The following is a 19,855-nucleotide window of genomic DNA, read 5'->3' on the forward strand; positions in this document are numbered from 1 at the left end:
CGCATGGTCCCGGTCGTGTTCCATCCGGCCTACGAGGCCCCGCTGCCGGCGGGTCACCGCTTCCCGATGGGCAAGTATGGACGCCTCGCCGCGGCGATCGCAGCGCGCGGCCTGGTGCCGGAGGGCTTCGTGACGCCCGAGCCGGCGAGCCCTGACCTGATCGGCCTCGCGCACGACGCGTCCTACGTCGAGCAGGTCGTGACCGGCACGGTGCCGCGGGCGATCGAGCGGGCGATCGGCCTGCCGGTCGATGCCGGGGTGGCGCGGCGCTCGCTTGCGGCCTGCGGCGGCACGCTGCTGGCGGCGCGGCTCGCGCTCCAGGGCGGGCTTGCCGGCAGCACGGCCGGGGGCAGCCATCACGGAAGGCGGGAAGCGGGCGGGGGGTTCTGCGTCTTCAACGACGTCGCGGTGGCGGCGCTCGCCCTCAAGGGCGAGGGCACGATCCGCCGGGCGCTCATCATCGACCTCGACGTGCACCAGGGCGACGGCACCGCCGACTGCCTCCGGGACGAGCCAGACCTGTTCACCTTCTCGATGCACGCCGAGAGGAACTACCCCACCGACAAGGTGCCGGGCGACCTCGATATCGGCCTGCCCGATGGATTGGCCGACGACGATTACCTGGCGGCCCTGCACCAGCACGTGCCGCGCCTGCTCGACGATGTCCGCCCCGACCTGGTGTTCTACAATGCCGGGGTCGACCCCCATCGCGACGATCGCCTCGGCCGCCTGGCGCTCACCGACGACGGCCTGCGCCGGCGCGAGCACCACGTCGTCGGCGAGACGCGCCGGCGCGGCATCCCGCTCGCGGCGGTGATCGGCGGCGGCTACGCCGACGACGTCGAGGCGCTGGCTTCCCGCCACGCGCTGGTGTTCGAGGCGATGGCGGAGCTGGCGTGACGGGCGTTTCGGAACGGCCCAGGCTGTCGGCCGTTGATCTCGCGGGACCCCACGCTCACATCACGCGGAGGATGCGATGAGCCTCATCGGCAAGATCGTCACCAAGATCCTGGGGAACGACGACCCCCGTACCCGGCCCGACGACCGCACCCCGTACACCGACTCGGGCAACCTCGTCGGGCGCATCGTCACCAAGATCCTGCGTCGCTGACGCGACAATGCAGCGTCTGCGACGCGGCACGATACACCGGGCCGTCGGCCCGCGCCGCACCCCTGCCGACTCCGGCGGGGGTGTTTCGGTTTTTCGGCAACCGCACCCGTTTAGGAAAAAATCGACCATGCGTGCGCTTTCGCACTTGCGAAATGCGCGGGGGCGCCTATCTTCTGCAGTGCACGGTCGCGATGGCGTCGCGGCCTTGCAGCCCTCTTTGGGCGTTTCCTCCCTAGACTTCGGGCCGCCTCGCAAGGGCGGCCTTTTTTCTTGGCCTCGCGGCTGGTTCTCCGCTCTCGACGGCGCTGACCTCGAGGATATCGAGAAGAGACACCGCCCGACCGGGGTGTCGCGGCCAGCGATCGCTCACCTCGCCGGCAGGCACCGCCGCTGCGCCAGCGCCACCCGCGCGACGGCCCGGGCCGGCCGCGCGTCGGGGATCGCCACCGCCTCCCCGGCGAGGAGGCGGCGCTTGAGGGCGGCGAGGGCCGGGTCGCCCCAGCGCGCCAGCAGGTCCTGGAAGGCGGCGTGGCGCCCGGGATCGTAACCGCCTTCCATGACCGGGTGAGGCGGGTGCAGGTGGATCACCGGGGCGAGGCCCGCCGGGATCGGCGCCGTGGCGGCGTGCAGGCGGCCGAGGCGCAGGAGCTTGTCGAACCAGTGCGCGCGGGGACCCGGAGGAGCGTCGGGCAGCACCACCTCGATCCGGTCGCATCCATGCGCCGCCACGAGCGTCGCACCGAGCCCCGGCAGCCGCTCCCACAGGGCGGCATCGGCCGGCCGCCCGCAGGCGGCGCGCAGAAGCCCGACGGCGTCGCCCCGCACCCGGGCGAGGATCCGGGCCTGGCGCAGGGGCAGGCCGAGGCAGAACAGCACGCCGTCCCGGTCCTGCGCCCGCGCCGCCTCCCGGTCGGGGCCGATCTCGCTCACCGCCGGCACGGGGCAGGGCGGCAGGGCGGCGAGCGGCCGGCACAGGGCGAGCGCCTGGCTCCAGTCGTCGCGACCGAGTGCCGTCTCGTAGGCGACGGGCACGAGGCCCTCCGCCCCGCCGAGCACCAGGGCGCCGCGGGGCGTGACGAGGCCCGGACGCCCGCCGCAGGGCGACGCCACCGGCTCGGCCGCACCGCGCCGGAAAGTGGCGCCCGCGCCGTAGCCGCCGAGGCTCCAGGCCGCGTCCGGATCGGCGAGCGCCCGGTGCAGGACGACGCGCAACGCGGCCGGGTCGGGGTGCGGCCGGATCGCCAAAGGGTCCTCCCCGCCTTGAGCGCAGCGCAGCAAACCGCTACCTCTTCGGGGGCAGGGGGCGCCTGCCCGGGTCGAGAATCGCAGATCGTGTCGGAACCGTCGCCGTTGATCCCCGATCCGGACATGCCGCCCGCCCGCAAGCGGGTCAGCGTCCGCGGCCGCCTGCGCAACTACTTCTTCACCGGCGTGATCGTCGCCGGCCCGCTGGCGATCACGATCTACATCACCTGGTGGTGCATCAGCCTGATCGACGGCTGGGTCAAGCCGCTGGTGCCCTCGGCCTACCTGCCGGACCACTACCTGCCGTTCAGCGTGCCGGGCCTCGGCCTCGTCATCGCTTTCCTGGCCCTGACGACGCTCGGCGCCCTCACGGCCAACCTGGTCGGCCGCTCGGTGGTCGAGTTCGGCGAGGTGCTGCTCGCCCGCACGCCGGTGATCTCGGGCCTGTATCGCGGCCTGCGCCAGGTCTTCGAGACGCTGTTCTCCACCAGCGGCACCTCGTTCCGCACCGTCGGCCTGGTCGAGTTCCCGGTGAAGGGCACCTGGTCGATCGTCTTCCTGTCGGCCCCGGCCGGGCCCGACGTGCAGGGCGCCCTCGGGACGGAGCAGGACCATGTCGGCGTCTTCCTGCCCTGCGCCCCCAACCCGACCACCGGCTTCTTCTTCTACCTGCCACGCTCCGAGGTGATCGAGCTGTCGATCAGCGTCGACGACGCCGCCAAGCTGGTGATGTCGGCCGGCGTGATCCAGCCCGAGGACCCGCAGACCCGCCTGCAGGCGATGGCGGCGGGCCTGCGGGTGGCACAGGTCGGGCCGATCCAGCCCGGCGCGGCGATGCAGGCGCGGGACCGGCAGGACGCCTGACCTCGGGCACGTCCGACGCGCACCGGCAATCCGCCGGACACGACGCCATCCCGACCATGATGCATTTCGGCAACGATCCGGCCGGTTCGCGACGGCCACGCTCCCTCGAACGATTGTAACTCGCCGGCAGTATCGGAGCACCGTCAGGCGCTTCGCCGCGTCCCGTCGATTTCATCTTATAACAGATAAAAACAAGTCCTGTTTGTTTCCGCCCGGCACAGGATTGCCGAGCGCGCCGGCGCCTGCAATGGCAACCGAAGTCTCGCGAGACCAGGGCGCCCCTCGCGAGACGATTGTCCAATCTTCCGGAACGACGACCGATGACGAAGCCGGCTGCGCGCGTCCGCGCCACGATTTTGCTCGCCTCCACGATGCTGGCCCCGGCCGCGACCCGGGCGCAACCGGTGCCCGAGGGCGAGATCCCGCTCGAGACGATCGACGTAGCGGGAGCGAGGGGCGGGGCGGGCCGCGGCGACACGGTCGGCTACCTCACCCGGCGCACCGCCACGGCGACCCGCACCGACACCCCGTTGATCGACACGCCGCAATCGGTCAGCGTGGTGACGCGCGAGCAGATCCGCGACCAGGGCTTCCAGAGCCTCACCGAGGCGATCCGCTACGTGCCGGGCGTGATCCCGCACCAGGGCGAGGGCAACCGCGACGACGTGGTGATCCGCGGCCAGCGCTCGAACGCCGACTTCTTCGTCAACGGCATCCGCGACGACGTCCAGTATTTTCGCGATCTCTACAACATCGAGCGGATCGAGGTGCTCAAGGGTCCCAACGCCATGACGTTCGGCCGCGGCGGCGGCGGCGGCGTCATCAACCGGGTGCTGAAGGAGGCCGACGGGATCCCGATCCGCGAGATCGTCGCCCAGGGCGGCCAGTTCTGGAACAAGCGCCTCGCCCTCGACATCGGCGACCGCCTGTCGGACAGCGCCTTCTTCCGCCTCAACGGCGTCGTCGAGGACACCGACACCTTCCGCGATTTCGGCCATATCCGCCGCTACGGCGTCAACCCGACCGGGACGCTGCTGCTCGGCCCCGACACCACGCTCAAGCTCTCCTACGAGTACTTCCACGACGACCGCGTCACCGACCGCGGCATCCCCTCGCAGTTCGGGCGGCCCTACCGCTACCGGCAGAACACCACGACCTTCTTCGGCAACCCGGACCTCAGCTACGCAAGGGTCGACGCCCACATCGCCACCGCGACCCTCGACCACCGCTTCGAATCCGGCGTGCAGCTGCACAGCCAGCTGCGCTTCGCCGACTACGACAAGTTCTACCAGAACGTCTTCCCGGGCAGCGCCGTCAACGCCGCCGGCACCAGCATGACGCTGAGCGCCTACAACAACGCCACGCCGCGAACGAACTACTTCAGCCAGAACGACTTCACCTACAAGTTCGCCACCGGGCCGCTCGCCCATACCCTGCTCGGCGGCTTCGAGCTCGGCTACCAGACCGGCCTCGCCTTCCGGCAGGACGGCTTCTTCGCGACCACCGGCACGACGTCGCTCGTGGTGAACCCGCTCTCGCCGGTCTCGCGGGTGCCGGTCAATTTCCGCTACAACGGCGGCAACAACAGCCGCTACGACCTCGGCCTCGCGGCGGCCTACATCCAGGACCAGGTCGAGATCTCGCCGCACCTGCAGCTGATCGGCGGCGTGCGCTACGATCATTTCGACTTCGCGGCGACCGACCGCGGCACCCGGGTCACCACCGCCCGCGTCGACGACCTGGTCTCGCCGCGGGCCGGCTTCGTGGTGAAGCCGTGGGAGAACCTGGCCTTCTACGGCAGCTACAGCGTCTCCTACCTGCCCTCGGCCGGCGACCAGTTCTCCTCCCTGACCCCGGGCCTGTCGATCGCGGTGCCGGAGCGGTTCGAGAACCGCGAGATCGGCGTGAAGTGGGACGTCTCGCCGGTGCTGCAGCTCACCGGCGCGCTCTACGACCTCGACCGCTACAACCAGCGCTTCGCCGACCCGAACCGGCCCGGCTACTTCCTCACCACCGGCCAGACCAACACCAAGGGCGCCGAGATCGGCGCCAACGGCTTCGTCACCGACTGGTGGCAGATCGCCGGCGGCTACGCCTTCACCGACGCCCGGGTGGTCCGCGGCTTCAGCTCCGGCGCGACCGCGATCCTGGCCGGCAACACCGTCGCGCTGGTCCCGTTCAACGCCATCACCCTGTGGAACAAGTTCAACCTGACGCCCGAATTCGCGGTGGGCATCGGGGTCATCAACCAGACCCACACCTTCGCGTCGTCCGACAACGCCGTGCGCCTGCCGAGCGTCACCCGCTTCGACCTCGGCCTGTTCTACCAGGTCTCGGAGGGGGTGCGGGCGCAGGTGAACATCGAGAACCTGTTCGACCGCCGCTACATCGCCACGGCGGATGCCAACAACAACATCAGCCCGGGCGCCTCGCGCACCGTGCGGGTGCAGGTGATCGCGCGGTTCTGATGATCGCCCGGTTCCCAGCGACGGCGGACCGGCCGGGATCAGGGCGCGAGCGACAGCCAGCGGGTCGGCGACACGCCGCGCAGGTTGGGCACGACGCCGCGCAGGCGCGGCCCGATCAGGTGCTTGTGCCGGTAGTGCAGCAGCGGGATCCAGGGCAGGTCGGCGAGGAAGACCTCTTCCGCGCGGTAGAGGATCCGCGCCCTGGCCTCGAGGTCGGTCTCCCGGGCGGCGTCGCGCATCAGCGCGTCGTAGGCCGGGCTGGCGTAGCGCCCCGCGTTGAAGCCGTCATTGCCGCTCTCGACCAGGAAGAGGAAGTTCTGCGGGTCGGCGTAGTCGGCCAGCCAGCTCATCCGGGCGATGTCGAACGGGCCGCCGTCGCGCAGATAGGCGAAATGGGTCTTGGCGTCGGTGGCCGCGAAGGAGGTGGCGACGTTGAGCGGGCGCCACAGGTCGGCGATCGCCACCATGGTGTTCCGGTTGTTGTCGGTGATGTTGTAGCGCAGCTCGACCGTGAGCGGCTTGGCGCCCGGCCCGTAGCCGGCCTCGCGCAGGAGCGCGACCGCCGCGTCCTCGCGCTCGAGCGGCGAGAGGTCCCGGCCCGGCATCACGGGCGGCGGGAGCGCGTTGTCGAGCCCGGTGGGGGTGAGGGAATAGGCCGGCAGCATCGTCTCGCCCCAGACCGCCTCGGCCAGGAACTCGCGGTCGATGGCGAGCGACAGGGCCCGGCGCACCCGCGCATCGTCGAGGGGGCGCTTGCGCAGGTTGACCATCAGCGCCAGCACGCCGAGGGCAGGGTTGAGCACCACCTGCTCGCCGAAGCGCTTCCTGAGGCTCCGCACCTGGTCGGCGGGCAGGTCGTCGAGGGAATCGATCTCGCCGGCGGCGAAGCGGCGCACCGCGGCGGCGAGGTCCGGGGTCGGGATGTACTCGACCTGCGGGATCGCCACCGCGGCGGCGTCGCGGAAATGCGGGTTGCGGGTCGCGGTGATGCGGTCGTTGGGGGAGAAATCCTGGAGGAGGTAGGCGCCGTTCGACACGTGGTTGCCGGGCCGGGTGAAGGCCGCGCCGAAGCGCGCGAGAGACGGGCGGTGGACCGGCAGGCTCGCCTGGTGGGTCATCAGCTCGACGAAGTAGGGCGTCGGCTGGGCGAGGGTGATCACCACCGTGAGGGGATCGGGCGCCGCGACGCCGACCGCATCGACCGGCATCGCCCCGCGGTTGACCGCCTCGGCGTTGCGGATCGCCGCCAGCACGCTCGCGTACTTGGCGCCCGTCGCCGGATCGAGCATGCGCCGGAAGCCGTGCACGAAGTCCTCCGCCGTCACCGGGTCGCCGTTCGACCAGCGCCCGTCGGGGCGCAGGGCGAAGGTCCAGGTCAGGCCGTCGGCGGAGGTGGTCCAGCGCGCGGCGGCGCCCGGCACCAGGGTGCCGTCGGGGCCGTAGGTGCTCAGGCCCTCGTAGAGGTCGAGGAGGATCGTCGCCTCGGCCACGGTCGAGGTCTTGTGCGGGTCGAGGGTCTCGGGATCGGCGCCGTTGCCCCGCCGGTAGGCCGCCGGACCGGCGGCCCGGGCGGGGGTTGCGGCTCCCAGGGTCGCGGCGCCGAAGCCCGCCAGGAGGTCGCGGCGCCGCATCGCCGGCTCAGGCGCCGGTCTGGGCCTGGAGCCCGGCGGCCTCGATCCCGGCCACCGCCGCCTTCTCGTCGTTGTCGGAAGTGTCGCCCGAGATGCCGACGGCCCCGACGAGCGCGCCGTCGCGCCGGATCAGCACGCCGCCCGGCACCGGGATGAGGCCGGCCGGGCCCGCCGCATGGGTCACGGCGGCGATGAAGTAGGCCTGCTCCTCGGCCCGTTTTGCGATGGCCCGCGAGCCGATGCCGAGCGCCAGCGCCCCGTTGGCCTTGCCGGCGGCGATCTCGGCCCGCTTGAGGCTGGTGCCGTCCTCGACGCTGGCCGCCTTCAGGGCGCCGCGGGCGTCGAGCACCACCACCGCCAGGGGCTTGAGCCCGAGGTCGCGGCCGGCCTTGAGGGCGCCCGCCACGATCGTCGAGGCGGCGTCGAGGGTGAGGTCGGACATCTGGCAGGCTCCGGGTCGTCGCGCGGGCGGGTCCTTCCGCCCGGATCGCCCCGGGCTTTACCCGCCGGGGCGGTCGGCGCCAAGCGGCGCGACGGCCGGGGGCCGCGCGGCGCGCGTTGCCGGCTCCGGACCGCCATGCTACCTGCCCACGACCCACCCGACTTCAGCGTCCCTCCGGGCAATCATGCCGAACCGCGATCCCGCTCGCGCGGGCATCCCCGACGATCTCCACGTCACCCACGCGATCGATGTCCCGGGCCACGGCACGCTCCGCGGCGAGATCGACCTGCGACAGGATTTCCACGCCTGCCTCGGCAGCGTTCCCCTCGAAGGCAAGCGGGTGCTCGATGCCTGCACGCTCAGCGGCTTCACCACCTTCGCGATGGAGGCCCTGGGCGCCGACGTGGTGTCGTACGACCGGGCCGACGGCCGGCACTGGGATCTCGTGCCGTTCTGCGACGGCCCGTCCCCGTCGCATCTCAGACCGCTGCTCGACGTCCATCAGGCCCGGATCGCCCGCGCCTATCGGTTCTGCCACGCAGCCCTCGGCTCCCGGGCGGAGCGGGTCGAGGGCTGCCTCTACGCCATCCCCGAGGCGATCGGCCCCGTCGATGTCGCGGTCGTCGGGTCGCTTGCGCAGATTCGCGACCCGTTCCGGGCGCTGCACGGCGCCCTGCGCCTCGTCCAGGAAACCGCCGTGGTCACCGGCCTGCTGCCGCAGCACCCGTGGTTCGCCCCGTCCTGGCTCGCGCGCCTGGCGGCGGCACGGCGGGACGCCCTGGCCTTCGTGCCCCGGCCCGACCAGAACAACCCGTTCCAGGGCTGGTGGCGGATCTCGCCGGCGACGGTCGTGCACTGGCTCGAGGTCATCGGCTTCGGCGAGACCCGGATCGCGTTTCATCGCCGCCCGCTCGGCGGCCGCGCCCGCACGTTCTACGCCGTCGTCGGGCGCCGGACCCGGGCGAACCACGGCGCGATCTGAGCCGGACAAGGATTCGAACGATGTTCCATATCGGTCGCGACGGCTGGCTGTTCCTGACCGTCGGGACCAACCGCGCCGCCGACCTCTACGACAACACCCGGCCGGTGTGGCGGATGCTGCGGGATTGGCGCAGGCTGCTGCTGGCGCGGGCGGACCGGACGGAGCGGCTCGGCATCCGCTACCTGCACCTGTCCTCGCCCGAGAAGCTGAGCGTCTATGACCAGAAGTTCTTCGGCGCAGGCCCGGTGCGGGCGGCGCGCTCGCCGACGCGGCGCCTGGGGCGGCTCCTGCGCCTGACCGCCTCCGGGCGGCGCCTGTGGGTCGACGCCCTCACACCCCTGCGGCACCAGCGCGACGACGCGGACCTGTACTTCCGAACCGACACGCACTGGACCTCGGCGGGAACCTTCGTCGCCTACCGGGCGATCTGCGACGCCTGCGGCGCGGCGGCGATCACCGACATGCTGGCGACGTGCCCGGCCTACACCGTCACGCGGTTCATGGATCTCGGCGAGAAGCTGCAATACCCGGTCCCTGAGACCAGCACCGTCCACGATATCCGGCAGCGTGCCCGGATCGCAGCGCAGAACCGCCTCCACGCGCTGGCCGAGCGCCAACCGGAACTCAACCTCCACACCGGCATCTATGTCGGCTTCCGGAACGACGACCCGGCGGCGGATCCGCGCACGCTGGTGCTGTTCGGGTCGTCCTACTCGGGCTATGGCCGCATCGGGCTCACCAGCATGCTCGCCGAGACGTTCCGCTGCGTGCACTTCGTCTGGTCGGCGGAGATCGACTGGACCCTCGTCGAGCGTCTGCGTCCGGACATCCTGCTCACCGAATCCGCCGAGCGCTACATGGCGCGTCTGCCCGACGACGGGTTCGCGGTCGAGCGCTTCGCGGACGAGAAGATCACCCGGCTCCTGGCGGAGCGCCCGGATCTCGCGGTTCCTAATCCGTGAACACCACCGTCTTGCGGCCGTTGGCGATCACCCGGTCCTCCAGCACGTAGCGCACCGCGCGGGCCAGCACCCGGCGCTCGATGTCCCGGCCCTTGCGCACGAGGTCCTCGGGGGTGTCGCGGTGCGAGATGCGCTCGACGTCCTGCTCGATGATCGGCCCCTCGTCGAGGTCGCCGGTGACGAGGTGCGAGGTGGCGCCGATCAGCTTCACGCCGCGCTCGTGGGCCTGGTGATAGGGCTTGGCGCCCTTGAAGCCGGGCAGGAACGAGTGGTGGATGTTGATGCAGCGCCCGGCGAGTTTTTTGGCGAGGTCGTCCGACAGGATCTGCATGTAGCGGGCGAGCACGACGAGCTCTGCCCCGGTCTCCTCGACGAGCCGCCACAGGGCGGCCTCCTGCTGCGGCTTGGTCTCGGGCGTGATCGGCAGGTGGTGGAACGGCACGCCGGCGAGGTCGGCCGCGCCGTAGGTCTCGCGCGGGTAGTTCGCCACGACGGCGCAGACCTCCATCGGCAACTCGCCGATGCGCCAGCGGTAGAGGAGGTCGTTCAGGCAGTGGTCGAAACGGGAGACGAGCAGCATCACCCGCCGCCGCTCGGCCCGGTCGCGCAAGGTCCAGTCCATGCCGAAGCGCTGCGCCACCGCCGCGAAGCCCTCGGCCAGCGTCTCTCGCCCCGGCTCGCCCCGCACCGGGTTGAACACGAGGCGCATGAAGAAGCGGCCGGTCTCGACGTCGTCGAATTGCTGCGCGTCGAGGATGTTGCAGCCGGCCTCGAACAGGTAGGCCGAGACGCCGGCCACGATCCCCGGGACGTTGGTGCAGGAGAGGGAGAGGACGTAGGAGGGGGTGGTCATGAGCGCTCGGGCCGCCGGCTTGCAAGGACGGTCCCGCCCTAAGCGATCCGGGCGGGGAGGTGAAGCCTTGCTACCCCTCCGCCTCCAGCTCCCCGCTCACCTCCAGCCACTCCTCCTCGGCCGTTCCCAAGGCCGATGCGGCCTCCGCGCGCATGCGGGCGAGCTCGCCGGCCTTCGTCGCGTCGGTGCGGAAGGCGGTGCCGTCGGCGAGCGCCGCGTCGATCTTGGCGATGGCGGCCGAGAGCTTCGCCATGCGCGCCTCCACGGCCTCGAGCTTGCGGCGCAACGGCGCGAGCGCCGCCCGGCGCTCGGCGTTGGAGCGGCGCTCCACCGCCTTCATGCCGCCCGACGGCTCCGGAGCCTTCGCGCCCTCCGTTTCCGGGCCGGCGAGCACCAGGCGGCGGTAATCGTCCATGTCGCCGTCGAAGGGCTTCACGGTGCCGTTGCGCACGAGCCAGAGCCGGTCGGCGCAGGCCTCGACCAGGAAGCGGTCGTGGCTCACCAGGATCACGGCGCCCTCGTAGTCGTTGATCGCCTCGACCAGCGCCTGGCGGCTCTCGATGTCGAGGTGGTTGGTCGGCTCGTCGAGGATCAGGAGGTGCGGGCCGTGGAAGGCGGCCAGGCCCATCAGGAGCCGCGCCTTCTCGCCGCCGGAGAGCTGCGAGACCGGGGTGTCGGCCTTGTGGCCGGGGAATCCAAGGCGGGCGGCGGCCGCGCGGGCACGGGCCTCCGGCACGTCCGGCATCAGGTCGCGGACATGGGCGTAGGCGCTCTCGGCGGGCCTCAGCTCGTCGAGCTGGTGCTGGGCGAAATAGGCGACGTTCATCTTGCCCCAGCGCCGCACCTCGCCCGAGAGCGGCTCGAGCCGGCCGCCGATGAGCTTGCAGAAGGTCGACTTGCCGTTGCCGTTGGCCCCCAAGAGCGCCACCCGGTCGTCGGGGGCGAGCGTCAGGTTGAGGCCGGTCAGCACCGTGCGGTCCGGATAGCCGGCCTGGACCCGCTCCATCGCGACGAGGGGCGGGGACAGCGCCCGCTCCGGGCTCGGCAGGTGGATCACCGGCACGTCGTCCTCGATGAGCGCCGCGATCGGCTCCATCTTGGCCAGCCGCTTCATCCGCGACTGGGCCTGGCGCGCCTTGGTGGCCTTGGCCTTGAAGCGGTCGACGAAGCTCTGGAGATGGGCGCGCTCGGCCTCCTGCTTGGCCCGGGCCTTGGCCTGGAGCATGCGCTTCTCGGCGAGCTGGCGGGCAAACGCGGTGTAGCCGCCGCGATAGAGCGTGAGCTTGCCGCGGTCGAGGTGGAGGATGTGGTCGACCGAGGTGTCGAGGAGGTCCCGGTCGTGGCTGATGATCAGCGCCGTGCGCGGATAGCGCTCGAGGTAGTCGTAGAGCCAGAGCGTGCCCTCGATGTCGAGGTAGTTGGTCGGCTCGTCGAGGAGAAGCAGGTCCGGCTCCGAGAAGAGCACCGCGGCGAGCGCCACCCGCATGCGCCAGCCGCCGGAGAAGTCGGCGCAGGGCTTCCCCTGCGCTTCCGCGTCGAAGCCGAGGCCGTGCAGGATCGCGGCCGCCCGGGCGGGTGCCGAATGGGCGTCGATGTCGACGAGCCGCGTCTCGATCTCGGCCCGGCGCAACCCGTCGGCGGTCTCGGCCTCTTCCATGAGCCGCGTGCGCTCGGTGTCGGCGGCGAGGACCACCGCGTGCAGGGTCTCGGGGCCGGCCGGCGCCTCCTGCGCCACGCCGCCGATCCGCGTGCCCTTCGGCAGCCCGATCGTGCCGCCCTCGGTCGGGATCTCGCCCTGGATGATGCGAAACAGCGTGGTCTTGCCGGCGCCGTTGCGCCCGACGATCCCGACGCGCGCGCCCTCGGGCAGGGCGAAGCCGGCTTGGTCGAGGATCAGGCGGTCGCCGATCCGGTAGGTGAGGTCGTTCACGCGGAGCATGGCCGCGTTGTGGGGGTGGCGGGCGTGGGAGGCAAGGGGCGCCGCATCGGGCCCGACGGTTCACGACGTCGATATGCTCGGAACCTGCAATCATACCCGCGACCTCATCCTGAGGCGCGAACGAAGTGAGCCTCGAAGGAGGGCTCCAGAGATCGCGGTGGCTTCTGGAGCCCTCCTTCGAGGCTCACTTCGTTCGCGCCTCAGGATGAGGTCGCGGCTGGGAGAGAAGAGAGAAGCCGGTGACGGACGAGCTCTATGACGCCGTCCCGCCGACCGCCCGGGCGAGGATCGCCGCCGGGTCGTCGGCGGGCCCGGCGCCCGCGAAGGCCACGAACTGGTCGGGCCGCACCAGGACCAGGCTCGCCTCGTAGCGCGCGAGATCGTCGGAGCCCGGATCCTCGACCACCGTCAGGGGCACGCCGAGGGCAGCGGCGTCCCGCGCGAAGGCGCCGGCCTGCCGCCGGCCCTCGCCGATCGCCAGGAGGGTGAAGTCGGGGCCGAGCGCCTCGTAGGTGCTGCGCCCGTCGGAGAGCGTGAGCGGCGTCAGATGCCGGCCGGCCCGGGCCGCGAAGGCGTGGGAGCCCACGGCGCTCGGGGCGGCGCCGGGCTCGGCCGGGACGATCGGCGAGCCGGCATAGTGCGGCGCGTAGGCGCCGACCTCCGACTTCGCGCCGCTGCCGCGCTCCGCCCAGGCGGTCGCGAAGGCGTCGGGGTCGCGGGCGGGGTCGTGGGTCTCCAGGAACTCGCGGTCGTCGCGGATCGCCCGCTCGATGAAGTCCCGCGCCGTCGAGGCGAAGACCGGCCGGCGCTCCGCGGTGTAGGAATCGAGGAGGGCCGGGCCGGCCCAGCCCTTCAGGGATGCGGCGAGCTTCCAGGCGAGGTTGGCGGCGTCCTCGAAGCCGGTATTGATGCCGTAGCCGCCATAGGGCGGGTGGCTGTGGGCGGCGTCGCCCGCGATGAACAGGCGCCCGGCGCGGTAGCTGTCGGCGGTGGCGAAGCGCAGGTCCCAGAAGCCGACATGCTCGATCGCGACGTCGAACGTGGCCCCGACCGCCTCGTGCAGCAGGGCGGCGAAGTCGTAATTGTCGCGGGTGGTGCCGGGCGGGACGGGGGCGTGGAAGAACCAGGTCGTGCCGAGATCGACCCGGCCGAAGAAGCGCCAGTAGCCCTTCAGCTCCGGATGCAGGACGTTGTAGAACGACTTGCAGGGGAAGCGCTCCAGCAGCCGGTGCAGTTCGTGCGAGCGGAAGACCAGCAGCACCATCAGCCGGTCGTGGTCCTGGCGGGTCTGGGTGATGCCGGCCGCCTCGCGCACGACCGAGCGGCTGCCGTCGCAGCCGACCGCGTAAGACGCGCGCAAGCTCCGCCGCCCCGAGCCGTCCCGCGCCGCGAGGGCCACGCGCACGCCGGCCTCGTCCTGCGTCACGGCCTCGGCCGACCAGCCGTACAAGGCCTCGATCTGCGGCAGCGCCGCGGCGCGCCGGCGCAACACCGCCTCGGTGGCGTATTGCGGCAGGCGCTCATTGTCGGTGAAGTAGTAGGGCCGCACCAGCTCGCGCTGGAGCCAGTCGTAGGTGTGGCCGCTCAGAAGCGTGCCGTAGGCGGTGAGGCCACCGATGCCGTAGCCGCGCGGCACCGTGCGGGCGGCGCGCAGCTCCGCCTCGCAGCCCCAGAAGTGGAAGTGCTCCATCGTGCGCTGGGTCAGGTTCTGGCCCCGCGGGATCGGCTGCGGCTCGGGATAGCGCTCGACCAGGACGGAGCGGATGCCGCGCTGGGCGAGGTCGATGGCGAGCCCGGTCCCGACCGGGCCGCCGCCCACGATGACGATGTCGGCGGAAGGGGAGGAGGCGTCGGACATGGCGGTCTCGGTCGTCAGTGGCCGGTGGCGGCGGCGGGGCGGGTTTGCGGGGCGGGACGTCCGCGGGCGAGCGCCAGGGCGGCGAGCGCGGCGCAGAGCGCCGGCACGGCCGCGACGAGGAAGAGCTCGCCGGTCGCCCAGTGCAGCGCCAGGAGCGCGCCGCCGACGAGCGGGCCGACGATCGACCCGACCCGGCCGATGCCGAGCGCCCAGCCGATGCCGGTCGCCCGGATCGCGGTCGGGTAGGCCGCGGCGGCGAGCGCGTTCGAGGCGATCTGGCCGCCGACGATGCAGAAGCCGGCGGCGAAGATCGCGAGCGCCGCCGGCACCACCGCGTGGGCCGAGGCGCCGATCGCCGCGACGGCCCCGGCCGCCACCAGGTAGGTGAGCGCCAGCGCGCCGAAGGAGAACCGGTCGATCAGCCGCCCGAGGGTGATCGTGCCGGCCACGCCCCCGACCTGGAGCAGCGAGCCGACGACGGCCGCGACCGGGACCGAGGCGCCGAGGTCGTTCAGCACCGTCGGCAGCCAGTTCGACAGGAAGTAGAGGTCGAGCAGGCTCATGAAGAACACGACCCAGAGCAGCACGGTCGTGCGGGCCCGGCCGTCGGAGAAGAGGTGGGCCACCGGCATCCCGTCGAGGGCCGGCTCGTGGACGGTAAAGCGCGCGCCGGGCGGCAGGGCCGCCGCCGGAAACGTCTGCCTGAGGATCGCGGCGGCCCGCGCATCCGCGCGTCCCGAGGCGGCGAGGAAGCGGACCGATTCGGGCAGCGCCCGGACCAGGACCGGCACCAGCAGCAGCGGCACCGCCCCACCGATCACGAACACCGCCCGCCAGCCGAAGGCCGGCATCACCGCCGCGGCGATCAGCCCGCCGAGCGCCGCGCCGATCGAGAAGCCGCAGAACATCGTCATCACCATGGTGGCGCGGCGCCGGTGCGGGCTGAATTCCGAGGTCAGCGCGACGGCGTTCGGCATCGCGCCCCCCAAGCCCAGCCCGGTGAGGAAGCGCAGGGCCAGCAGGGTCGTCAGATCCGGCGCGAAGGCGGTGGCGAGCGTGCCGAGCCCGAAGGCGGCGGTGCTGGCAACCACGATACGCTTCCTGCCGATCCGGTCGGCGAGGGGGCCGAACACCAGGGCGCCGAGCATCAGCCCGACGAGCCCGGCGCTGAAGACCGGGCCCAGGGCGCCGCGGGAGACCGACCAGTCCCGCACCAGCTCGGGGGCGACGTAGCCGATCGCCTGGGTGTCGAACCCGTCGGTGAACAGGACCGCGGCACAGAGGAGGAGGAGCCGGATCTGGGCGCGCCCGACCGGCTGCCCGTCGATGAACGCCGTCACGTCGATCGGGCGCGCGGCGGCGCCCAGGGGCTGGTCCATGGTTTCCTCCGGATCTTATGGGCCCGGGCGCGACGGCCCGGATCGTGGGCCCGGGCTGCGCCAGGCGAGATGCCCGTGCTGCGCCTGGGCACCAGCAGGCTCGCGGACGCGGTCCGGACGCCTCATAATAATCAGACGTCTGATGATTTGTCGATACCCTCGCCTTGTCGGGCCCCGGCGCACGGCCTATCAGGCAGCGCCCCTCGCTCCCCTCCCGACATTCCATGGCCGGCGATCCCCTGGACGACCTCTACGACCGACCCGGCTTCATGATCCGGCGCGCCCACCAGATCGCCGTGTCGGTGTTCCTGGCCCAGACCGACGACCTCGGCATCACCACCACGCAGTACGGCATCCTGGTCGTGCTGCGGCACCGTCCGCGGATCGACCAGATCACGGTGGCGCGGCTGCTCGGCCTGGATCGCTCGACCACCGGCATGGTGATCAGGACGCTGGAGGAGGGCGGCCTCGTCGCCCGCGTGGTCGACCCCGCCGACAAGCGCCGCCGCAGCCTCGAGCTGACGCAAGCCGGAAGCGACCTCCTCGACCGGCTGGCGGCGCCGGCCGAGCGCGCGGTGGCGCAGCTCCTCGCCCCCCTCGATCCGGCGGAGCGGCCGGTCTTCCTGGCGCTCCTGCGCAAGCTCACGGGCGCCTTCGACGCGACCTCCCGGGTGCCGCTCGCCAAGGGCGAGGGCGGTCCCGCACCGTCCTCCGAAGCGATTTGACAGCCGCCCGTCGCCGCGCCCAAGAGCTTGGCCACGAGAGATCAACCGAGAGCGCGGCGCGACGGACGCGGGAGCGGCGGACATGAACGCGAACGAGGCGCGGACGCGCACGCTCCTGCACGAGCGCCGGGCGCTGATCGGCATCGTCGGGCTCGGCTATGTCGGGCTGCCGCTGGCGCTGGCCGCGCTCCGGGCCGGCTTTCCGGTGCTCGGCTTCGACGTCGATCCCGGGCGGGTCGCGGCGCTCAACCGGGGCGAGGGGGCGTTCCACCACATCCCGGGCGAGGCGTTGAGCCCGGCGCTCGCGGCCGGCACCTTCGCGGCGACCGGCGACATGGCGCGGCTCCACGAGCCCGACGCGGTGCTGATCTGCGTGCCGACGCCGCTCACCCGCCACCGCGAGCCGGACCTGTCCTACGTCGAGGCCACCGCCCGGGCGATCGCCGCGGCCTTGCGGCCGGGCCAGCTCGTGGTGCTCGAATCGACCACCTATCCGGGCACCACCGCCGAGGTGATGCGGCCGATCCTGGAGGCGGGGGGCCTGCGCTCAGGCACCGACTTCTTCCTCGCCTACTCGCCGGAGCGCGAGGATCCTGGCAACGGGGAGTTCGACACCGCCCGCATCCCCAAGGTGGTGGGGGCGGACGATCCGGCCGCCCGCGGCCTGGCGGAGGCGCTCTACGGGGCACTCGTGGTGCGCACCGTGCCGGTCTCCTCCGCCGCCGCCGCGGAGGCGGTGAAGCTCACGGAAAACATCTTCCGGTCGGTCAACATCGCCCTCGTGAACGAGCTGAAGCTCGTCTACGACGCGATGGGCATCGACGTCTGGGAGGTGATCCAGGCGGCGGCCACCAAGCCCTTCGGCTTCATGCCGTTCCAGCCCGGGCCGGGCCTGGGGGGCCACTGCATCCCGATCGACCCGTTCTACCTCGCCTGGAAGGCGCGGGAATTCGACGTGCCGGCCCGGTTCGTCGAGCTCGCCGGCGAGGTCAACACGCGCATGCCCTACCACGTGGTCGAGCGCCTCGCGGCCGCCGTCGACCGGACCGGCCGGGCCTTCTCGGGCGCGACGGTGCTGGTGCTGGGCCTCGCCTACAAGCGCAACGTCGAGGACACCCGCGAGAGCCCGGCCCTCAAGCTGATCCGGCTGATCGAGGCGCGGGGCGCGCGCACCCGCTACCACGACCCCCTGGTGCCGGTGCTGCCCCCGACCCGCGAGCACCCGGAACTCGCCGGGCGGCGATCGGACGACCTGACCCCCGAGACCCTGCGGGCGGCGGACGCCGTGCTGATCGCCACCGACCATGACGGCGTCGATTACCGGCTCGTGGCGGCCCATGCGCGGCTCGTCGTCGACACCCGCAACGTCATGGCCCGGCATGGACTAACAGGAACGACGATCGTGAAGGCGTAAAACCGGGGAAAAACCGCTGCCTGATCGGCACATGACCCGGGTGCAACACCCGCCGCGCCCTGGCGAGCGCGGCCGCGGCGGGCTAAGAACGCGGGCGACACCGCGGCCGTTCGCGGGATCGAGGCGGGATCGAGGACAGCGTCATGGGTCGGCTCGCAGTTTCTCCGTTCTTCAAGGAAGCGGGCATCGACCTGACCCCGTACGAGTCGCGCTGCATCTGGCGCCGGTTCGATGCCAACGAGATCCTGGTCGATTTCGACGACGCCTCCACCGACGTCTACCTGCTCGCCTCCGGCGAGGTGCGGATCCTCAACCGGACGCAGTCGGGCAAGGAGGTGATCCTGGGCGAGATGCGGGCCGGCGAGTTCTTCGGCGAGCTGGCCGCCATCGACGGGGTCAGCCGCTCGGCCAACGTCACGGCGCTCACCCGCGGCGAGCTCTGCGTGGTGCCGGCCGCCGTCTTTCGCGAGATCGTCTTCGCGGCCCCGCCGATCGCCGACCGGCTGCTGCGGCTGCTCGCCAAGCGCGTGCGGATGCTCAATGCCCGGCTGATGGAGCACGCGGTCCTCGACCTGCGCCACCGGCTCTATGCCGAGCTGCTGCGCCTGTCCTCGCCCCGGCCCGGCACCGACGGCGAGCGCGCGGTGAGCCCGCCGCCCTACCACCACGTGCTCGCCGCCCGCATCGGCTGCCGCCGCGAGCAGGTGACGCGGGAATTCACCGTGATGGCCCAGGAAGGCCTCGTCGACCGCACCCGCGGCGCCCTGGTCATCCGCCGGCCCGACATCCTCGAGGCGCGGGTGGCGGAGGCACTGCGGGAAGACGCGTAGCCTCTTCCTGCGGATGCGCAGGGTCCTCCCGCGGACGCGTAGGGTCTCCTGCGGCCGGGCCGCGATCCGGACGGGGCGACCGCCGGCACGGATCCTGCCAAGGTGCAGCCCGAGGGCACGAGTACGGAGTCTTTCACCAGCATGACCGCACGACCGAAGGTGGCCTTCATCGGCACCGGCGGCACCATCTCGTCGGTGGGCCGCGACAGCCTGGACATCCTCGACTACACCGCCACCGGCCGGCGCCTGGAGGCGGAGGAGATCCTGGCGCGGGTGCCGGAGGCCCGCGACGTGGCCGAGGTGGTGCCGGTGCGCTACCGCGCCGTGACGAGCCCGGGCATCGGATTCTCCGACTGGCGCGACCTCGTCCTCCTCTGCGAGCGCCTGGCGGCGGAGCATCCGGACCTCGCCGGCATCGTGATCGGGCACGGCACCGCCACCCTGGAGGAGACCGCCTACGCGCTCGGCCTGACCCTCACGGTCGACCTTCCGGTGGTGCTGGTCGGCTCGCAGCGGCCGATCAGCGCCCTGTCGAGCGATGCCGGCCTCAACCTCGTGGCGGCCTTGCGCACGGCGGCCGCCCCGGAGTCGCGCGGGCGCGGCGTGCTGGTGGTGCTCAACGACGAGATCCAGGCCGCCCGCGAGGTGACCAAGACCTCGGTCGCCCGGCTCCAGACCTTCCGGACGCCGGATTTCGGCGTGCTCGGCCAGGTCGACGGCCCGCATGTGCGCTACTACCGCCGGCCGGAGCGGCGTCACGCCCCCGGCACGCCCTTCGACATCCGCACCCTCGACGCCCTGCCGCGGGTCGACATCTCCTACGCTTACGCCGATGCCGACGGCACGGCGGTGCGGGCCTTCGTGGCGGCGGGCGCGCAGGGCATCGTGTCGGCGGGGCTCGCCCCCGGCATGACGCCGCCGGCGGAGGCCGAGGCCCTGGGGGCGGCGGTGGCCGGCGGGGTCGCGGTGGTGCAGTCGACCCGGGCCGGCAGCGGCGTGGTGCCGGCAACCGCCCGGCTCGCCGCGCTCGGCATCCTCGGCGCCGACAACCTGACCCCGCAGAAGGCCCGCATCCTCCTGGCGCTCGCCCTCACGGTGACCCGCGACCCCGCGCGCCTGGCGGAGATCTTCGCGACCTACTGAAAGCCGGGC

Annotated in this window: 17 protein-coding genes; 10 read left to right on the forward strand and 7 right to left on the reverse strand. The window is 72.3% G+C overall.

The genetic code is table 11. The annotated features are described in order from the left end of the window. Window positions 1-3: 3 nt before the first annotated feature. Window positions 4-900 (forward strand): histone deacetylase family protein, encoded by an 897-nt coding sequence (locus EU555_RS26540; RefSeq protein ID WP_135418387.1) that lies wholly within the window; start codon window positions 4-6, stop codon window positions 898-900. Between the two features lie 76 nt (window positions 901-976). Then, the gene (locus EU555_RS26545) at window positions 977-1,111 is read left to right on the forward strand and encodes a TFIIS helical bundle-like domain containing protein (protein ID WP_135418388.1); all 135 of its coding nucleotides are present in this window, start codon (window positions 977-979) and stop codon (window positions 1,109-1,111) included. A 366-nt stretch (window positions 1,112-1,477) separates the two neighbouring features. On the opposite strand, the gene EU555_RS26550 is transcribed toward EU555_RS26545, so the two are convergent. After that, the gene (locus EU555_RS26550) at window positions 1,478-2,356 is read right to left on the reverse strand and encodes a DUF6925 family protein (protein WP_135418389.1); all 879 of its coding nucleotides are present in this window, start codon (window positions 2,354-2,356) and stop codon (window positions 1,478-1,480) included. A 123-nt stretch (window positions 2,357-2,479) separates the two neighbouring features. Between EU555_RS26550 and EU555_RS26555 the strand changes: the two genes are divergently transcribed. Further along, entirely contained in the window at window positions 2,480-3,220 is a 741-nt protein-coding gene (locus EU555_RS26555) for a DUF502 domain-containing protein (RefSeq protein WP_135418417.1), read from the forward strand. Window positions 3,221-3,540: 320 nt separating this feature from the next. Continuing rightward, the gene (locus EU555_RS26560) at window positions 3,541-5,688 is read left to right on the forward strand and encodes a TonB-dependent receptor (RefSeq protein ID WP_245524512.1); all 2,148 of its coding nucleotides are present in this window, start codon (window positions 3,541-3,543) and stop codon (window positions 5,686-5,688) included. A 38-nt stretch (window positions 5,689-5,726) separates the two neighbouring features. On the opposite strand, the gene EU555_RS26565 is transcribed toward EU555_RS26560, so the two are convergent. Continuing rightward, window positions 5,727-7,319 (reverse strand): peptide ABC transporter substrate-binding protein, encoded by a 1,593-nt coding sequence (locus tag EU555_RS26565; RefSeq protein WP_135418390.1) that lies wholly within the window; start codon window positions 7,317-7,319, stop codon window positions 5,727-5,729. A gap of 7 nt (window positions 7,320-7,326) precedes the next feature. Then, entirely contained in the window at window positions 7,327-7,761 is a 435-nt protein-coding gene (locus tag EU555_RS26570) for a GlcG/HbpS family heme-binding protein (protein ID WP_135418391.1), read from the reverse strand. 184 nt (window positions 7,762-7,945) lie between these two features. Here EU555_RS26570 and EU555_RS26575 point away from each other — a divergent pair, with 184 nt between their 5' ends. Together EU555_RS26575 and EU555_RS26580 are read left to right on the forward strand one after the other, a co-directional pair. Next, window positions 7,946-8,743 (forward strand): hypothetical protein, encoded by a 798-nt coding sequence (locus EU555_RS26575; RefSeq protein ID WP_135418392.1) that lies wholly within the window; start codon window positions 7,946-7,948, stop codon window positions 8,741-8,743. Between the two features lie 20 nt (window positions 8,744-8,763). Further along, a complete protein-coding gene (locus EU555_RS26580; protein WP_135418393.1) occupies window positions 8,764-9,705 on the forward strand; it encodes an alginate O-acetyltransferase AlgX-related protein in 942 nt (313 codons plus the stop codon). On the opposite strand, the gene purU is transcribed toward EU555_RS26580, so the two are convergent. The 4 genes from purU to EU555_RS26600 form a co-directional block, all read right to left on the reverse strand. Further along, window positions 9,695-10,558: a formyltetrahydrofolate deformylase gene (gene purU / locus EU555_RS26585; RefSeq protein WP_135418394.1), complete on the reverse strand. Its 864-nt coding sequence runs from the start codon at window positions 10,556-10,558 to the stop codon at window positions 9,695-9,697. The two genes, EU555_RS26580 and purU, sit on opposite strands and share 11 nt — an antisense overlap. A gap of 70 nt (window positions 10,559-10,628) precedes the next feature. Next, window positions 10,629-12,497, reverse strand: coding sequence for an ABC-F family ATP-binding cassette domain-containing protein (locus EU555_RS26590; RefSeq protein ID WP_135418395.1), 1,869 nt, complete (start codon window positions 12,495-12,497; stop codon window positions 10,629-10,631). A gap of 253 nt (window positions 12,498-12,750) precedes the next feature. Beyond that, on the reverse strand, window positions 12,751-14,355 hold the full coding sequence (locus EU555_RS26595; RefSeq protein ID WP_135418396.1) for an FAD-dependent monooxygenase: 1,605 nt from the start codon (window positions 14,353-14,355) through the stop codon (window positions 12,751-12,753). A 14-nt stretch (window positions 14,356-14,369) separates the two neighbouring features. Continuing rightward, the gene (locus EU555_RS26600; RefSeq protein WP_135418397.1) at window positions 14,370-15,734 is read right to left on the reverse strand and encodes an MFS transporter; all 1,365 of its coding nucleotides are present in this window, start codon (window positions 15,732-15,734) and stop codon (window positions 14,370-14,372) included. A 224-nt stretch (window positions 15,735-15,958) separates the two neighbouring features. Here EU555_RS26600 and EU555_RS26605 point away from each other — a divergent pair, with 224 nt between their 5' ends. From EU555_RS26605 to EU555_RS26620, 4 genes are all read left to right on the forward strand, one after another. Continuing rightward, window positions 15,959-16,459, forward strand: a complete 501-nt coding sequence (locus EU555_RS26605; protein WP_135418398.1) for a MarR family winged helix-turn-helix transcriptional regulator — start codon at window positions 15,959-15,961, stop codon at window positions 16,457-16,459. 82 nt (window positions 16,460-16,541) lie between these two features. Next, window positions 16,542-17,873: a nucleotide sugar dehydrogenase gene (locus tag EU555_RS26610; protein WP_135418399.1), complete on the forward strand. Its 1,332-nt coding sequence runs from the start codon at window positions 16,542-16,544 to the stop codon at window positions 17,871-17,873. Window positions 17,874-18,016: 143 nt separating this feature from the next. Next, a complete protein-coding gene (locus EU555_RS26615; RefSeq protein ID WP_135418400.1) occupies window positions 18,017-18,703 on the forward strand; it encodes a Crp/Fnr family transcriptional regulator in 687 nt (228 codons plus the stop codon). A gap of 141 nt (window positions 18,704-18,844) precedes the next feature. Next, window positions 18,845-19,846 (forward strand): asparaginase, encoded by a 1,002-nt coding sequence (locus EU555_RS26620; protein WP_135418401.1) that lies wholly within the window; start codon window positions 18,845-18,847, stop codon window positions 19,844-19,846. Window positions 19,847-19,855: the final 9 nt, after the last annotated feature.

The sequence above is a fragment of the Methylobacterium nonmethylotrophicum genome (assembly GCF_004745635.1).
Lineage (GTDB): Bacteria > Pseudomonadota > Alphaproteobacteria > Rhizobiales > Beijerinckiaceae > Methylobacterium > Methylobacterium nonmethylotrophicum.

Coding starts and splice junctions, on each gene's coding strand:
- EU555_RS26605 (WP_135418398.1), top strand. CDS start 15,959: ATGGCCGGCGATCCCCTGGACGACCTCTACGACCGACCCGGCTTCATG.
- EU555_RS26565 (WP_135418390.1), bottom strand. CDS start 7,319: ATGCGGCGCCGCGACCTCCTGGCGGGCTTCGGCGCCGCGACCCTGGGA.
- EU555_RS26600 (WP_135418397.1), bottom strand. CDS start 15,734: ATGGACCAGCCCCTGGGCGCCGCCGCGCGCCCGATCGACGTGACGGCG.
- EU555_RS26555 (WP_135418417.1), top strand. CDS start 2,480: ATGCCGCCCGCCCGCAAGCGGGTCAGCGTCCGCGGCCGCCTGCGCAAC.
- purU (WP_135418394.1), bottom strand. CDS start 10,558: ATGACCACCCCCTCCTACGTCCTCTCCCTCTCCTGCACCAACGTCCCG.
- EU555_RS26575 (WP_135418392.1), top strand. CDS start 7,946: ATGCCGAACCGCGATCCCGCTCGCGCGGGCATCCCCGACGATCTCCAC.
- EU555_RS26545 (WP_135418388.1), top strand. CDS start 977: ATGAGCCTCATCGGCAAGATCGTCACCAAGATCCTGGGGAACGACGAC.
- EU555_RS26595 (WP_135418396.1), bottom strand. CDS start 14,355: ATGTCCGACGCCTCCTCCCCTTCCGCCGACATCGTCATCGTGGGCGGC.
- EU555_RS26580 (WP_135418393.1), top strand. CDS start 8,764: ATGTTCCATATCGGTCGCGACGGCTGGCTGTTCCTGACCGTCGGGACC.
- EU555_RS26540 (WP_135418387.1), top strand. CDS start 4: ATGGTCCCGGTCGTGTTCCATCCGGCCTACGAGGCCCCGCTGCCGGCG.
- EU555_RS26570 (WP_135418391.1), bottom strand. CDS start 7,761: ATGTCCGACCTCACCCTCGACGCCGCCTCGACGATCGTGGCGGGCGCC.
- EU555_RS26615 (WP_135418400.1), top strand. CDS start 18,017: ATGGGTCGGCTCGCAGTTTCTCCGTTCTTCAAGGAAGCGGGCATCGAC.
- EU555_RS26590 (WP_135418395.1), bottom strand. CDS start 12,497: ATGCTCCGCGTGAACGACCTCACCTACCGGATCGGCGACCGCCTGATC.
- EU555_RS26610 (WP_135418399.1), top strand. CDS start 16,542: ATGAACGCGAACGAGGCGCGGACGCGCACGCTCCTGCACGAGCGCCGG.
- EU555_RS26620 (WP_135418401.1), top strand. CDS start 18,845: ATGACCGCACGACCGAAGGTGGCCTTCATCGGCACCGGCGGCACCATC.
- EU555_RS26560 (WP_245524512.1), top strand. CDS start 3,541: ATGACGAAGCCGGCTGCGCGCGTCCGCGCCACGATTTTGCTCGCCTCC.